15 protein-coding genes are annotated in these 15,508 nt (G+C 62.9%); 1 reads left to right on the forward strand and 14 read right to left on the reverse strand.

Annotated elements, in window-relative coordinates:
* Positions 1-19: 19 nt before the first annotated feature.
* From dnaI to ACYQ0Z_RS02315, 12 genes are all read right to left on the reverse strand, one after another.
* On the reverse strand, positions 20-967 hold the full coding sequence (gene dnaI, locus ACYQ0Z_RS02260) for a primosomal protein DnaI (RefSeq protein WP_459864026.1): 948 nt from the start codon (positions 965-967) through the stop codon (positions 20-22).
* Positions 968-2,446: a replication initiation and membrane attachment family protein gene (locus ACYQ0Z_RS02265; RefSeq protein WP_459864028.1), complete on the reverse strand. Its 1,479-nt coding sequence runs from the start codon at positions 2,444-2,446 to the stop codon at positions 968-970.
* Between the two features lie 70 nt (positions 2,447-2,516).
* Positions 2,517-2,984, reverse strand: coding sequence for a transcriptional regulator NrdR (gene nrdR, locus ACYQ0Z_RS02270; protein ID WP_459864030.1), 468 nt, complete (start codon positions 2,982-2,984; stop codon positions 2,517-2,519).
* A gap of 156 nt (positions 2,985-3,140) precedes the next feature.
* Positions 3,141-3,545, reverse strand: a complete 405-nt coding sequence (gene speD, locus ACYQ0Z_RS02275; RefSeq protein WP_459864032.1) for an adenosylmethionine decarboxylase — start codon at positions 3,543-3,545, stop codon at positions 3,141-3,143.
* 254 nt (positions 3,546-3,799) lie between these two features.
* Positions 3,800-4,636, reverse strand: coding sequence for a polyamine aminopropyltransferase (speE, locus tag ACYQ0Z_RS02280; protein WP_459864034.1), 837 nt, complete (start codon positions 4,634-4,636; stop codon positions 3,800-3,802).
* A 140-nt stretch (positions 4,637-4,776) separates the two neighbouring features.
* Positions 4,777-5,802 (reverse strand): glyceraldehyde-3-phosphate dehydrogenase, encoded by a 1,026-nt coding sequence (locus tag ACYQ0Z_RS02285; RefSeq protein ID WP_459864036.1) that lies wholly within the window; start codon positions 5,800-5,802, stop codon positions 4,777-4,779.
* Between the two features lie 184 nt (positions 5,803-5,986).
* Complete coding sequence (locus ACYQ0Z_RS02290; protein WP_459864038.1) at positions 5,987-6,574, reverse strand: lytic transglycosylase domain-containing protein; 588 nt, start codon at positions 6,572-6,574, stop codon at positions 5,987-5,989.
* Complete coding sequence (gene coaE / locus ACYQ0Z_RS02295; protein ID WP_459864040.1) at positions 6,571-7,173, reverse strand: dephospho-CoA kinase; 603 nt, start codon at positions 7,171-7,173, stop codon at positions 6,571-6,573. The genes ACYQ0Z_RS02290 and coaE overlap by 4 nt, the downstream gene beginning before the upstream one ends.
* Before the next feature lie 10 nt (positions 7,174-7,183).
* Positions 7,184-8,008, reverse strand: coding sequence for a DNA-formamidopyrimidine glycosylase (mutM, locus tag ACYQ0Z_RS02300; protein WP_459864042.1), 825 nt, complete (start codon positions 8,006-8,008; stop codon positions 7,184-7,186).
* Between the two features lie 36 nt (positions 8,009-8,044).
* Positions 8,045-10,717 carry a DNA polymerase I gene (gene polA / locus ACYQ0Z_RS02305; protein WP_459864044.1) on the reverse strand — a complete coding sequence of 891 codons (2,673 nt, stop codon included), beginning with the start codon at positions 10,715-10,717 and terminating at the stop codon, positions 8,045-8,047.
* 151 nt (positions 10,718-10,868) lie between these two features.
* A complete protein-coding gene (gene pnpS, locus ACYQ0Z_RS02310) occupies positions 10,869-12,194 on the reverse strand; it encodes a two-component system histidine kinase PnpS (RefSeq protein WP_459864046.1) in 1,326 nt (441 codons plus the stop codon).
* The gene (locus tag ACYQ0Z_RS02315; protein WP_459864048.1) at positions 12,191-12,895 is read right to left on the reverse strand and encodes a response regulator; all 705 of its coding nucleotides are present in this window, start codon (positions 12,893-12,895) and stop codon (positions 12,191-12,193) included. The genes pnpS and ACYQ0Z_RS02315 overlap by 4 nt, the downstream gene beginning before the upstream one ends.
* A gap of 134 nt (positions 12,896-13,029) precedes the next feature.
* On the opposite strand from ACYQ0Z_RS02315, the gene ACYQ0Z_RS02320 reads away from it, so the two are divergent.
* Positions 13,030-13,431 carry a DUF3899 domain-containing protein gene (locus tag ACYQ0Z_RS02320; RefSeq protein WP_459864050.1) on the forward strand — a complete coding sequence of 134 codons (402 nt, stop codon included), beginning with the start codon at positions 13,030-13,032 and terminating at the stop codon, positions 13,429-13,431.
* 58 nt (positions 13,432-13,489) lie between these two features.
* Here ACYQ0Z_RS02320 and ACYQ0Z_RS02325 read toward each other — a convergent pair whose 3' ends face one another.
* Both ACYQ0Z_RS02325 and ACYQ0Z_RS02330 read right to left on the reverse strand, forming a co-directional pair.
* A complete protein-coding gene (locus ACYQ0Z_RS02325; protein WP_459864052.1) occupies positions 13,490-14,488 on the reverse strand; it encodes an ABC transporter ATP-binding protein in 999 nt (332 codons plus the stop codon).
* Positions 14,485-15,498, reverse strand: coding sequence for an ABC transporter ATP-binding protein (locus ACYQ0Z_RS02330; protein ID WP_459864054.1), 1,014 nt, complete (start codon positions 15,496-15,498; stop codon positions 14,485-14,487). Before ACYQ0Z_RS02330 ends, ACYQ0Z_RS02325 begins: the two co-directional genes overlap by 4 nt.
* Between the last annotated feature and the right edge of the window lie 10 nt (positions 15,499-15,508).

Consider the following 15,508-nt stretch of genomic DNA (forward strand, 5'->3'; position numbering starts at 1 on the left):
CCTCGTGCAAAAAAAAATTTCAGGATGGTCGACCCGCCTCTTTGTTCCGCTTGCGACGATTGGGCCCATCGAGAAAATAGGCCTCGGTATAGTGCCGGATGCGCTCCATGATTCGCTTCGCCTTGGTGCGGTCGGCGGCGCTGCCCCCCACGGCGGCGAGGGCCTCCTCCAGTTCGTCGTAGCTCAGATTGGAGGTGTAGAGCGTTGGTCGATTGTGGGCCACACGGTGGTGGAGCACCGCTCCCAACACCTCGTCGCGGGCCCACGGCGACGGCGTTTCGGCCCCGATATCGTCGAGGATGAGAACGGGGACGGCACACACCTCTTCTAGTTTGGCCGAAAAGGTCCCGTCCTTTACGGCATCGCGCATCTCCTGCAAAAACAGGGGCACATACACCATGAGCGAATCGTACCCCATGGCGGCCAGCTCATTAGCCAGGGCAGCCATCAGGTGGCTTTTTCCCACGCCGAAGGGCCCATAAAAATAGAGTCCCATGGGGCTCTTCCCTGGCTGAAACCGCTGGCAGAAGCGGATCGCCGCCGCAATCGCCTCGCGGTTGTACTGATCGAAAATGGTGTTCTCCGTGAAACGGGCCGCCCGCACGTCGGCGGGGATGTGGTGGCTGCGAAAACGGGCCTGCTGCTGGCGCCGTCGCGCTTCGGCCGCGTAGAGCGAACAGGGCTTGAGCGCGGGCACGATGCGCTCGCCGTGCAGGACGAGTTGCGTGACGTGGCCTTTCATCATGTTGGGGCAGCTTTCCAGACCGGGACACCGCCGACAATTCTCCTGTTCGCGCACAAACTGGGCCAGCGTAGGCAGGCTGCGGTCGATGGCCACCGAGGGAACGTTCGGATGTTCGTCCAAAAACGCAGCCACATCGGGGTGCCGCACAAGCGCCTCCCGGCGCTTGGCCACTTCCCGGTCCTGTTCGCGCCACTTGGCCAATAGCTCGCCAATCCTTCGCATCTACGATTTCCCCTTTTTCCGCTCCTCCAGTTCATGAACCAGGCGCAGCAGCTCCTCGTCTTCGGCGATGGGCCGTTCGCGACGTTCCTCGTACGCGCCTTCCCGCTCGCGCTCCAGCTGATGCGCGATACTGGAGGCCAGCTTGTCTTCCCCGCCCGACGCCCGACGCGTGCGCCGCTCGCCCTTGGCCTGCCCCTTGGTCGCAGAAGCGTCTCGGCCCCCGCGCCAGGATTGGTAAAGTTGGTGCTCTTCACGGGCCACGGCGATGGCCTCGGGCACCGTTTTCACCTTTTTGCGCTTCCAGTGGGCCGCGATTTTGAACACGAGGTTGCGCGGCAGTTTGTAGTCGTTGGTAATCATCACGTACTCGATGAGAACGTTCACCACACCCGGCGGAAGTTGGTAGTCGTCCAGCAGCGCCTCCACAATCCGCAAGTCGGCCTCCGAGACGGGCGCACCCCCCTGGTGGCGCTCGATGAGCCGTACCGGGGACAGTGTCTCCAGGGTGCGGATATGGGCCTCTTCGCGGCTCTTCGGTTCCCCCTGCACCGTGCGCAGAGCGGGAGGTTGCACGCGTTCAGCAACGCGCGGCCATTTGCCCTTGCTGCGGTGGAGGTACGCCTGCTTGATCACCTGCTTGAGCCGCTCGGCGTCAGGCATGCCGTCATCGCCGCATACAAAGGGATCCTGCAGGTGCACGGACAAGGCATAGGCATCCAGCCCGAACAGAAAAGCCAGGCGCTGCACCGCATCGCGCGCGTCGGGAGGCCATTCGGCGACGCGGGGAAAATCCGGAGGCAGGTACGCCTCCAGCTCCCCCTCATCGATGACCGTGCCGAAGGAAACCGCCCCCTGCACGAAGGGATCCATCTCCGGTAACACCCGCCCCTCGCGCGCGGCGGCGATCTCCCGCTCCGCCTCCGCGTCGCCCTCGCGGGACAGCTTTTCGGGCGATACGGCCACAAAGACGTCGCCAAAGGAGGCGGTCAGCTCCGTGCGCGCGGCATGGGGAGACAGGAGGCGGTGCGCGGCGTGGACATCGCGGGCATCGGCCCCGTACCGGTCGCACAGCATTCGGTACTGGTTGGGGCTGAGGGCGTTGAAGAGGAGCACGTTGAGCACGTCGTCGGCCAGAAAGCGCGCCGGCGGAAGGGGGGGATACAGCAAGAACTCGAACACCGCCTCACCGTCATCCTGCGAGACATGAAATGTCCGCATGAGCCCGACGGCTTCCAGCCGGCGACGCGCCTGGGTTAATGCGTCAAGGCTGAGGCCGGTGGTGGCAACCAGCCAGCGAAACATTCCCGTCTGGGGCACACCACTGTCCTGCGGTACGCTGAACAGCAGCGTCAGGTACAGCGCGCAGGCAGCATGACCAACGATCGGCTGGTACAAGTGCAGCACATACCCCAGTTCCGCCGGGGCAATGGGCCGGATGAACCGAACCACATAGGCATCCTTCAAAGTCGGCGCGGTCATCCCGGTTTCCCCCTTCCGCCCAATGGCCGGCCCGCTCCGTCCGCCAACACCGCCCGCACATCCCCCCGGTTTATTCCCGCTGTTTGGTTCGGGCAAGCAGTTCACGCAGTTCCTTCATGAACACGTTGATGTCCTTGAACTGCCGGTACACGGAGGCGAAGCGGACGTAGGACACCTCGTCCACCTCATACAACCTTTCCATGACCATCTCGCCAATCGTCTTGCTCGGCACTTCCGACTGGGCGCTGGCCCGGAGCTGGCGTTCAATGTCATCGACGATCCGCTCCAGTGTCTCGAGCGGCACCGGCCGCTTTTCGCAGGCGCGAATCATCCCGCGCAACACCTTTTCCCGGCTGAAGCTCTCGCGCGTCCCGTCCTTCTTGATCACGATCAGCGGCGTCTCCTCCACCACCTCGAAGGTGGTAAAGCGTCGGCTGCACGCTTCGCACTCGCGGCGTCGGCGAATTGACTTGCCGTCGTTGACGGGGCGCGAGTCAAGCACCCGCGTGCCGAGATGGTCGCAGTACGGACAACGCATGGGCCGTCCCTCACTCGCTGGCCTGTCGTTTCCCTGTCCCTTTCATGATACCATGGCTACATAGGAAATGAGGAACCCGGCAGCGGGTTCCTCATTTCCTGCGCGCGTATGTCAACAGGGAAGTGCACCGAAGTGCATCGGCACTTTCCTGTGCGGTCAAACGGCCTTCGCTTTGGCTTTCGGCTTGAAGGGCTGGACGTGTTCCACCCTCACCGGACCCATCCCACGTGGTACCTGGACCGCTTCGACGGTGGTCGCACCCAGTTTCTCTATAATGTAATTCGCTGCAACTTGGGGATCAATGCGATGCCCGCACGTGTAGACGTCAATGCTAGCGTAGCCGTGTTCTGGGAAGCTGTGGATCGTCAGATGGGATTCCGAAATGATGACCACGCCGCTGACGCCTTGTGGCGCAAATTTGTGGAAGGCGACCTCTCGAATCTCCGCCCCGGCTTCCAGCGCGGCTTCGACCATCACCTTTTCGATGAACTTCAGGTCATTCAGCTTATCGAAGTCGCATCCCCAAAGTTCAGCGATGACGTGACGACCCATCGTGTCCATGGAAGAATCCCCCTTTACTTGAAATTCGCATGCTTTTCAAGCATGAGGGACCTGCGCCATCTACCACGGGGGCAAGTTAGTCCGAAGAGGTCCTAACCCTTTAAGTAGATGCTGGTTCCCTTTTCTTGTTGAAAAAAGTTCACGAGAGATAGTATACGTCGTTCACCCTCGGAATGCAATAAAAACTTTACCCAGTTTCCGGCCGGACACCGCCGGCCGGAAAACCGGGTACCGTACCTCTCCTTCTCCTCTGCTTATTCTATGGCGCGCTTCACCATTTCCGGAAGGGCGAACGCCCCGTAGAACAAGTCCGGATTGTAATAGCGGGTATCGAACGTTTTGAGCCGCTCCCGCGGAACGGCAAGCGGGTCCACTTTCTTTGAGGCCAGTGTGAAGCTCCACAAGCCGCTCGGGTACGTCGGGATCACCGCCAGATAGGGGCGAACGATCGGGAACAGGTCGCGGAGCGCGGCCACCACCTTGCGCAGCACGTCCAGGTTGAAAAAGGGCGATTCGCTCTGGCAAACCATCAACCCGTCGTCTTTCAGCGCGCGCGCCACATCTTCATAGAACGGGCGCTCGAACAGCTGCACCGCCGGGCCGACGGGGTCACTGGAGTCGACGATGATCACGTCGTATTCGTTGCGCACCGTTTTAATGTATTTCAAGCCGTCCTCGAAAATCAGGCGGGCACGCGGGTTGCGAAACTCGCTGGCGATCTCGGGGAGGTATTTTTCGCAGTTGGCCACCACCCGTTCGTCGATTTCCACCATGTCCACCCGTTCAACGGTTTCGTACTTCAGGCATTCCCGCAGGGCCCCGCCGTCACCACCGCCGATGATCAGCACGCGCCGCGGGTTGGGGTGGGCAGACAGGGGAATGTGCGTAATCATTTCATTATATATGAAGTGATCCTTCTCGGTAACCTGGATGATGCCATCAAGAAGCAATGCCTTGCCGAAATCGTAGGTGTCAACGATGGCCAGCTCCTGGAACGGCGTCTGTTCCGTATGCAACACCTCGCGCAGGCGCCACTGCACCTTGTAACTGGGGGTCTGATCCTCGGTAAACCACAGCTGCGTCGCCTTCACGCCAATCCCTCCTTTTGGCTCCATTTTCCTTCCCCCAACAAAAATTCATCGTTATTGTATCCAATTTTGTCCCGGTAAACAAGCGAAAACGCGCCTCACCGAGGCGCGTGGATCCGAGACAATTGTTTGTTATTTTATGGTTAACCCGCGTAGACGCCCGCCATCTGCCGCTTGGCCACGAACTTGGCCAGGTCGAGCATCCGGCAAGAATACCCCCATTCGTTGTCATACCATGCCAACACCTTCACCTTTCGCGAGCCCATCACCATCGTCGACAGCCCGTCCACGATGGCCGACTGCTCGGTGCCGATGAAATCGCTCGACACGAGAGGCTCTTCCGTGTACAAGAGGTAGGGCTGCATCGGCCCTTCACTCGCCTCGCGGAGCACACGGTTGACGTCTTCCACCGTCACATCGGTTTTCAGATCGGCCACCAGGTCCACAATGGAAACGTTGGGCGTCGGCACGCGCAGGGCAATGCCGTTCAGACGGCCGGCCAGCTCCGGCAGAACCTTGCCCACCGCTTTCGCCGCACCGGTGGTGGTGGGGATGATCGACTGCGCGCACGCCCGGGCACGGCGCAGGTCCTTGTGGGGATTGTCGAGGTTGTTCTGGTCGTTGGTATAGGCGTGCACGGTGGTCATGAGGCCGTTTTCGATACCGAAGGCTTCATGGAGCACTTTCACCACCGGGGCCAAACAGTTTGTCGTGCACGAGGCACCCGAGATGATGTGGTGCTTCTCCGGATCGTAGACGTGCTCGTTGACCCCCATGACGAGGGTGACGTCCTCGTCCTTCCCCGGCGCGGTGATGATCACCTTCTTGGCACCGGCCTTGAGGTGCTTGGATGCTCCTTCCCGGTCACGGAACTTTCCTGTGGCTTCGATGACGATGTCAACGCCCAGCTCTCCCCACGCTAGGCGTTCCGGATCGCGGTCGGCCAGCAGCTTCGTCACCTTGCCGTTAACAATCAACGCGTCTTCCTTCGCCTCGACGGTGGCATCCAGGCGGCCATGGATCGTGTCGTACTTGACGAGGTGGGCCAGCGTCGCCGCGGGGTATGTCGCGTTGACGGCCACCACCTCGATTTCCGGATCGCCGATCGCCTTGCGAAACACCATGCGGCCAATGCGTCCAAATCCGTTAATCCCAATCTTTACCGCCATGAACACGCATCCCCTCCAACTGGCTTTCCGTTCCCCGAAAATCATCCATACGATAACCCCATTTTTATTATAATCAGTATGTCACATTTGGCAATGGTATATCATCTACCTGCCGTCCGACGCCGCGCGGAAACAAAAAACCCGCACGCAACGCAACACCTCGCGCCACGTGCGGATGGAGGGCTTACCGCTGTGCCCTTTCCAACAGGTGGGCAAAGCGGTCTTCGTACACCGCCCGGTATCGACCGTGGTAGTACAGGACGCGCTGGACAAAATGGCGGGTTTCCCCATACGGGATGGCCGACACCGTCTCCCACCGCCCGTCCCATACCTTGCGGTCCAGCCAGCGGTCAACGGCGTTGGGCCCCGCGTTGTACGCCGCCACGGCCAGCGCAGTATTTCCCGCAAACCGGTCCAGCAGGTAACGAACATACCATGCCCCCAGGGTCACGTTGACGGCGGGATCCTCGAGGTGCATCGCCAGCTCCCGCGGCAAACCGGCCTTTTTCGCCACCCACGCCGCTGTCTCCGGCATGAGCTGCATGAGGCCGACGGCTCCCTTTTCGGAAACGGTGTAGGGGTTAAATTTGCTTTCGATGCGAATGATGGCCAAGAGCAGGTAGGGATCCACCTCGTATTGCGCCGCCGCGTGGGCAATCTCCCCCTCATACCGAATGGGGTAGAGCCATTCCCACACGAGCGAGGCGTTGAACAGGGCAAAGAGCGTGGCCAGCAGGAAGAGGAGCGCCCACTCCCGCCGCGAAAACCTCATGGCGCCACCCCCACTTGGCGGAGAAAGGCGTTCACCTGCCGTTCGGTTTCCGCGAGGGAGCCGCTGTTGTCGATCACGTAATCGGCGCGGCGGCGTTTCTCCTCGATCGGCATCTGGGCGTGGATGCGGGCCAGGGCCTCCTCCCGGGTAAGGCTGTCGCGGACCATCAGCCGCCGGAGCTGCTCTTCCGGCGGAACGTAGACGACCATCACCGCATCAAAGCGGTCTTCCAACCCGCTCTCGTAGAGGAGCGGCACGTCGCACACGACCAACTTCGCACCCCGCCGCTCGGCCTCCTCCACATCGCGCCACATGATCTCGCGCACCCGCGGGTGGACAATGCGGTTCAACTCGCGCCGGGCCTGTTCGTCGGCAAAGACGAGCGCGCCCAGGCGCTTGCGGTTAATCCGGCCATCGGGAAGCAAGATGTCCGGCCCAAACCGTTCGACGATCTCCCGCCACGCCGGTGCGCCCGGCTCAACCACGCGGCGCGCGAGCACATCGGCGTCCACCGTCGGGATGCCCCACTTGACGAACATCGCCAGGACAGTGCTTTTCCCGCAGGCAATCCCCCCGGTCAATCCCAATCGCACGGCCACCGCTCCTTCCTCACGTTTGGCACGTTGGGCACAGGTGGGTGCCCCGTCCGGCCACCACAATGCGCACGATGGGCGTTCCACAGCGGCGGCAGGGCTCCCCCCGCCGGCCGTATACGTCCAGCTCCAATTGAAACATTCCCATCTCGCCTTTCCCGTTTCGGTACGAACGGACCGACGCCCCGCCGCGGGCGATTCCGCGCGCCAGCGTCCGGCGAATGCTGTGGAACAGCCGCACCGCCTCGTCCGCCGTCAGGGTATGGGCCGGACGCTCCGGATGCAGGCCGGCGCCAAACAACGCTTCGTCGACATAGATGTTGCCCAGTCCGGCCAGGAACGTCTGATCAAGGAGCAGCGCCTTCAACCGCGTCCGCCGCGCACGCAGGCGGGTGGAAAAGTCCTCCGCGGAAAATCCCGGGTCAAGCGGTTCGGGCCCCAGGGCGGACAGGGGCGGCTGGCACTCCTCCGCACCCTTCGGGAACAGGTGCATCGTCCCGAACTGGCGCGTGTCGCGGTAGCGGAGTTCGGTGCCGTCGGTAAAGCGGAACACGACATGGGTGTGGGGCTCCTCGGGATCGCCCGCGGCATGCAGCATGTAGCGTCCCTCCATGCGCATGTGCGACACGAGAACAACATCGTCGAACACGAGCTTCAGGTATTTCCCGCGGCGGCCCGTTCCCCGCACCGTTTGGCCGGCCAGGTGGTCGGCGAACCGCACCGGATCGGGCGGGTACTTGACGATTTTGGTCAGGCGCACGTCCACCTCCTGCACGCGCTTGCCGACGACGAGCTCGCGCAGCGTGCGGGCCACCGTTTCCACTTCGGGCAGTTCCGGCACAGCCGTCCCTCCCTTCTCCCCCTGTCACCCCCGGGCCTATTTCGCGTCGTACCACGTGGCGCCGACGTGCACGTCCACCTTGAGTGGCACGGAAAGGCGCACGGCGCGCTCCATCACCGCCGGCACCAGCTCGCGCATGACGGGCAGTTCCTCTTCCGGGACCTCGAACACCAGCTCGTCGTGTACCTGCAGGATGAGCCGGCTGCGCAGCCCTTCCTCCTTCAGGCGGCGCGCCAGGTTGACCATCGCCAGCTTGATGATGTCCGCCGCCGTGCCCTGGATCGGCGTGTTGCGCGCCGTCCGCTCAGCGAAACTGCGCAGGTTGTAGTTGGGGCTGTGGATGTCTGGCAAGAAGCGGCGCCGACCGAGGAGTGTCGTCACATACCCCCTTCGGCGCGCCTCTTCGACCACGTCCTCCATGTACCGCTTGACGCCGCGGAACACGTCGAAGTAGCGTGCAATGAACGCCGCCGCCTCCTTGCGTGGAATGCCAAGGTTCTGCGACAGCCCATAGTCGCTGATGCCGTAGATGATGCCGAAGTTGACCGCCTTGGCCTGCCGCCGCATCAGCGGGGTGACGGCCTCCTCCGGCACACCGAAAACGTCCATCGCCGTGCGCGTGTGAATATCCATGTCGCGGTGGAAGGCGTCAACCAGGACCTCATCCTGCGACAGGTGGGCCAAGACGCGCAGCTCAATCTGCGAATAGTCGGCGGAAAGGAGCTTCCATCCCGGCTCTGACGGGACGAAGGCCTGGCGAATGCGCCGGCCCTCCTCAATGCGTATGGGAATGTTCTGGAGGTTGGGTTCGGCACTGCTGAGCCGCCCGGTGGCGGTCAGGGCCTGGTTGAAGATGGTATGGATCTTCCCCGTACGGGGGTGAACTTCCTTCAGCAGGCCGTCCACATACGTCGACTTCAGCTTGCCCAAGGTACGGTGATACAAAATCTTCGGCACAATCTCATGGGCATCCTGCAGCTTCTCAAGCACATCGGCACTCGTGGAATAACCGGTCTTCGTTTTTTTCAGCGGCGGCAAACCCAGCTTGTCAAAGAGGATCTCCCCGAGCTGTTTGGGCGAGTTGATGTTGAAGGGCGTGCCCGCCAGGCGGTAAATTTCATCGGTCAGCTCCTCCAGGCGCCGTTCCAATTCTGCGCCCATCTCCCTGAGCCGATCGGTGTCGACGCGGAAGCCGGCGTGCTCCATCGCCGCTAGAATGCGCGAAAGGGGCAATTCGAGGTCATAGAAGAGGCCGTTCATCTCCGCCTCTTCCACCTCGCGTTCCAGGAGCGGCTTGAGCCGGTAGATGGCCTGCGCTTTGCGGCATACGTGGGCGGCAAGCTCACCCACCGGCGGCGTGCGGCGTTTGGCCCCCTTGCCGTACACCTCCTCGTCAGGCGCAAGCGGCAGGCCGACCCGCGGGGCCAGATCGGAAAGGGCGTGGCGGCTTTCCGTGGGGTTCAGGAGATAGGAAGCGATCAGGACGTCAAAGGCGATGCCCTCCAGCGCAAGGCCCCGCCAGCGCAGGGCCACCTCGCCGCGCTTGCCGTCGTACACCCATTTTTCCCGCGCCGGATCGGCAAGGAAAGCGCGAAAGGCCGCCCATCGCTTCACCTCGGCGGCCGGCACGAAGAGAGCCCCCGCGTCGCTGTAAACGCCGACACCCAAGAGCTCCGCCTCGTGGTAGTTGTCGCCGTCGAGCTCAATCACCACCGCCGCCGGTGCCGTCAACAGGCGCTCCAGCTCGGTATCCTCCAACGTCCCCGCGATGGCCACATCGAGGACGGCCGGCGCCGCATCCCCTTCTCCCCCTCCGCTCGCGGCGTTTTCCGGTGTGCGCGCCCCCGGCACATTGGGCAGGCGCTCGATGAGCGACCGGAATTCCAGTCGGCGAAACACCTCGCGCACCGACTCCGGTGCAAACCCCTCGTAGCGCAGGTCCTCCAGCGCAAAGGGGAGGGGCACATCGCGCCGGATGATCGCCAGTTCCTTGCTCACGAGGGCCTGCTGGCGATGCGCGGCAATCGCCTCGCGCAGCTTGGGGCCGGAAATCTCGTCCACCCGGCGCACCACTTCCTCCACCGACCCGAATTGCGCAAGCAGCTTGAGAGCCGTCTTTTCCCCCACCCCCGGCACGCCGGGGATGTTGTCCGATGCGTCACCCATCAGCCCCTTCAGGTCGACAAGCTGCGCCGGGGTCAGGCCATACTTCTGACGGATGGCCGCCTCATCGTAGCGCTCCGTCTCGCTGATGCCCTTTCTTGTGAGGGCAACCGTGACATGGGGCGACACCAGCTGAAGCAGATCCTTGTCGCCGGTTACGATGCGCGTGGCCAGTCCGCGCGCTTCGGCCCATGCGCTTACCGTGCCGATGATGTCGTCGGCTTCAAACCCTTCCTGCTCATGATAGCGAATGCCAAAGGCGTCGAGGACGTCCTTGATCAGCGGGAACTGTTCCGAAAGCTCGTTCGGCGTCTTGTGTCGCTTGCCCTTGTACGCCTCAAATCGGGCATGGCGAAAGGTCACCTTGCCGGCGTCAAAGGCGACCAAAAGGTGCGTGGGCCGCTCCTCTTCCAGCACCTTCAGCAGCATCGTGGTAAACCCGTACACCGCGTGGGTGTGCTGCCCGCTGGCCAGAGTGAGCGGCGGCAACGCGTAGAACGCCCGGTTGGCGATGCTGTTGCCGTCGATGAGGACCAGCTTTTCCATTCACACCCGCTCCTCTTCGTCTCTCCCGTCCATCATACCACAGGGCCGAAGCGGCGGGCAAAACGAGTCGGCCGGACTGCCCGGCAAGCCTCGGCACCGCCCACCTGTAAGGCGATCCTTCCTTCTCATAAAAACGGGAAACGGGGGCCCCTTACTCGACCCCCGTTTCCGGTTCCGTGTGCTCGGGCTTGGGCAGGTACACCGTGAAGGCGGTACCTTTGCCGGGCTTGCTTTTCACCTCAATTCGCCCGCCATGGGCTTCCACCAGGTGCTTGACGATGGCCAGTCCTAATCCCGTGCCGCCCGAGCGCCGCGAGCGGTCCTTGTCAACGCGATAGAAGCGCTCAAAGATGCGGCTGACATGCTCGCGCGGGATACCGGGGCCGGTGTCCCGGACCGTCAGCCAGGTGCTCTCCTCGTTTTCGCCGCCGGTCAGCGTGATGCGGCCACCCGGCGGCGTGTAGGCGATCGCGTTGTTCAGTAGGTTGAGGAGGATCTGGCGCAGGCGATCGCGATCGGCATACACGCGCACGCCTTCGGGCACGCGATTTTCCACCGTCTGCCGTTTCGCCTCTGCCGTGTGGGCGATGAGCCGGAGCACGTCGGCCATCTCGTCGCGGGCGGAAAGCAGCCCTTTGCGCAGGACAATCTGCCGGTTTTCAATCTGGGACAGCTGCAGGAGGTCCTGGATCAGCCGGCTGAGGCGCTCGCTTTCCTCGTAGATGATTTCCAAAAAGGCGCGACACGTCTTCTCGTCGTACATCGCCCCATCGAGCAGGGTTTCGGCAAAGCCTTTGAGGGACGTCACCGGCGTTTTGAGCTCATGCGACACGTTGGCGACAAACTCGCGGCGCACCTGCTCCAGGCGGCGAATCTCGGTGATGTCGTGCAACACGACGACCACGCCAACCAGCTCGCCTGTCGTCCCGCGGCGGAACGGCACGGCGTGAACGTCCAGAATGCACTCGCGGGAAAACGTCCAGCGCAGCTCGTCCCGTGCCGGTTCCTGCCGGCGAAAGACGCGCTCCACGAGTCGGGCCAGCTCCATCGAGCGCACCGCTTCCTTGTACGAGCGACCAATGACGCGCTCCCGGGAAACCCCGTTGAGCTGCTCGAAGGCCCGGTTCACAAGCACCACCCGCCCGGCGTCGTCCACCACCAGCACGCCGCTGGCCATCTGTTGGAGGACGCCGGATAGGCGCGCCGCGTTTTCTTCCAGGCTCGTGATCTGGGCGCCCAAGGCGCTTCCCAGTCGGGAAAACGCGCGCACCATGGACACAACGGCCGCTCCGGCGAAAACAAGGACGACCAGCAGGATGACGCCCGCCCCCAGCCAGCCATTGTACGACGGGGCCGCACCTCCGGCGGCCCCGCCCACGTCCTTGACCACCCAGGCGGCAAGAAATCCCGCGGCAAACAAGGCGGCACAGCGGAAGACAATCCCCGCCACCGGTCCGCTCCCCGGTTGCCCTGTCATCTGTCTTTCGGTCCCTCCAGCTTATAGCCAATGCCGCGCACCGTCTTGATGTACACCGGGCGCTTGGTGTCGTCCTCAATTTTTTCGCGCAAGTGGCTGATGTGCACGTCCACGATGCGCGAATCGCCGACGTACTCGTAGTTCCACACCGCATTGAGGAGCTGGTCGCGCGTCATCACCCTGCCGCGGTGACGCATCAAATAGCACAGCAGGTCGAACTCCTTGGGCGTCAGCTCAACCGGTTCCGTCCCCTTGTACACCTCGCGCTTCTCCGGGTAAAGAACCAGCTCGCCCACGGCCAGCCGTTCCGCCTCCTCGCCGCTTTCCTGTGCGGGCCGCCGCGCGCGGCGCAAGATGGCCTTGACGCGCGCCACCAGTTCCCGCGGACTGAAGGGCTTGGTCAGGTAGTCGTCGGCCCCGAGTTCCAGGCCGAGGACCTTGTCCAACTCGTCGTCGCGGGCGGTGAGCATCAAAATCGGCGTGTGGTCGTTCTCCTGGCGCAGCCGCTTGCAAAACTCCATCCCGTCCATCCCCGGCAGCATGAGGTCGAGGATGATCAGATCGGGACGCTCCTTTTTCACCAGCTCATACCCGTACTGACCGTCGAGCGCCGTCACCACCACATATCCCGCTGCTTCGAGGTTGAACTGCAGCAGCGTGACAATGGGCACCTCGTCATCGACGACCAAGATCTTTTCCACGTGGGGTCCCCCCGATGGGATGGTCCTACCCTTCGCTCCATCATGATACCATAGAGAGAAGAAGGAAAATTTTAAGTCCGCGTAAAGATTGCCGACCGCGCCGAAGAATGCTTCGCCAAAAAGGAGGGACCGCCGTGCCTCGCGAGCCCAAGCACGCCTGGATTGCCCGCTTCAACCTCACCGTGCTCGCCCTCGTGTTGACACTGGTGGCACTCGTGCCGCTGACGACGCCCACACAAAAGCTATGGATTGTGAACACCACCTTCCTGATCGGTCTGACCTTCCTGTCGTTCACCGCAGCCGCCGCCATTTACCAGTCGGGGTTTCTTGACGCCTTTTTCGCCGGTTTCCGGCGGCTCGCCCGTTCGGGAAACCCTTCGCACGGTTCGGAACTCGCCCCCTCTCCCGCCCGAAGCGCCCCGCAAGAGGTGCGGCGCGCCCAACGCCGCGCGCGCCTGCTTTTGGTGCCGTTTTTGATGGCGGTCTATTTCCTCGGCCTCTCGCTGGGCCTGCTCTATTTCTTCGAGCAAACCTGATGATGCGACGAAAAAGCCGTGGGTTGCACGACCCACGGCTTTTTCATGCTCTCTGCGCCTACGCGTACAGGTGGCAAGCCACCCAGTGCCCGGGTTCCACCTCTTTCCACACTGGCTCCATCTCGGCGCAGACCGGCTTGGCCTTGGGGCAGCGCGTGCGGAACCGGCAGCCGCTCGGCGGGTTGATCGGGCTAGGTACATCCCCCTGGAGGATGATGCGCTCCCGCGTGCGCTCGACGCGCGGATCGGGAATGGGGATGGCCGACAACAGCGCTTCGGTGTACGGATGCAGCGGGTTCTCGTACAGCCGCTCGCTTTCCGTCAGCTCGACCAGTGTGCCCAGGTACATCACGCCCACGCGGTCGCTGATGTATTTGACCATCGACAGGTCGTGGGCGATGAAGAGGTAGGTGAGCCCCTTCTCCCGCTGCAGGCGTTTCATCAGGTTGACCACCTGGGCCTGAATGGAGACGTCGAGGGCCGAAATTGGCTCGTCGGCGATGATGAAGTCGGGTTCCACGGCCAGGGCGCGGGCAATGCCGATGCGCTGGCGCTGGCCGCCGGAAAACTCGTGGGGGAAGCGGCTGGCGTGCTCCTTGTTCAAGCCGACCGTCTCCAGAAGCTCGTACACACGCTCCATCCGCTCCTTACCCGAGGCCAGGCCGTGGATGTCCAGCCCCTCGGCAATGATGTCGGCCACGGTCATGCGCGGGTTGAGCGACGCATAGGGGTCCTGGAAAATCATCTGCATCTCGCGGCGGAAGCGCTTCAGCTCGGCCCCCTTCAGCTTGTGGACGTTCTTCCCCTTGAACAGCACCTCGCCGTCCGTGGCGTCGTACAGGCGGATGATCGTCCGGCCGGTCGTCGACTTCCCGCACCCCGACTCGCCGACCAACCCCAGCGTCTCGCCGCGGCGGATGAAGAAGCTGACGTTGTCGACGGCCTTGAGCACGCCGGTGCGGCCGACACGGAAGTACTTTTTCAGGTTGCGCACCTCGAGAATGATGTCTTGTTGCGGCGCTTGCGCCACCTTCGGCTGCGTGAGCGTCTGCATCATGCGTTCACCCCTTCCGCCACAAGCGGCCGCTCAACCTTCGGCGCACGCGGGTCCTGCAGCCAGCACGAGACGCGGTGCGTCGCCGAGACGGCCGTCTCTTCGGGCATGTGGTCACGGCACACTTCCATCGCATAGTCACAGCGCGCGCAAAACGGGCAGCCCTTCGGCGGGGCGAAGAGATCCGGCGGCGTTCCGGGGATGGGCGCCAACTCTTGCGAACGATCGGCGTCGAGGCGCGGCACCGACCGCAACAGCCCCCAGGTGTAGGGATGCTGCGGGTTGTAGAAGATCTCGTCGACGGTGCCCTCTTCCACCACCTTGCCGGCGTACATGACGATCACGCGGTCGGCGATGTCGGCCACCACGCCGAGGTCGTGCGTGATCAGGATGATCGAGGTCCCCGTCTTCCGCTGCAACTCCTTCATGAGGTCGATAATCTGCGCCTGGATCGTCACGTCGAGGGCCGTCGTCGGCTCGTCGGCAATGAGCAGCTTCGGGTTGCAGGCCAGGGCAATGGCGATCATCACCCGCTGGCGCATCCCGCCGCTGAACTGGTGCGGATACTGCTTGATGCGCGACTCCGGCTGCGGAATCCCGACAAGGCGCAGCATCTCCACCGCGCGGTCAAGGGCGTCCTTCTTGCTCAGCCCCTGGTGTTTCATCAGGCCTTCGGCGATCTGCCGCCCGATGGTCATCGTCGGGTTGAGGGAGGTCATCGGATCCTGAAAGATCATCCCGATCTCTTTGCCGCGTACCCGCTGCATCTCTTTTTCCGTCAGCTTCAGGAGATCACGCCCTTCAAAGAGGATCTCTCCGCTTTTTACGATGCCGGGTGTCAGGCGTATGATGGTCTGCGACGTGACACTCTTGCCGCAGCCCGACTCGCCGACGATGGCCACCGTCTCCCCCTTGTACACATGAAAGCTGACGCCGCGCACGGCCTGCACTTCACCGCCGTACGTCTTGAAGGACACGGCCAAGTTGCGCACTTCCAGCAGTTTTTCGCGCATTTCCTCTCCC

Source organism: Calditerricola yamamurae (genome assembly GCF_054654135.1).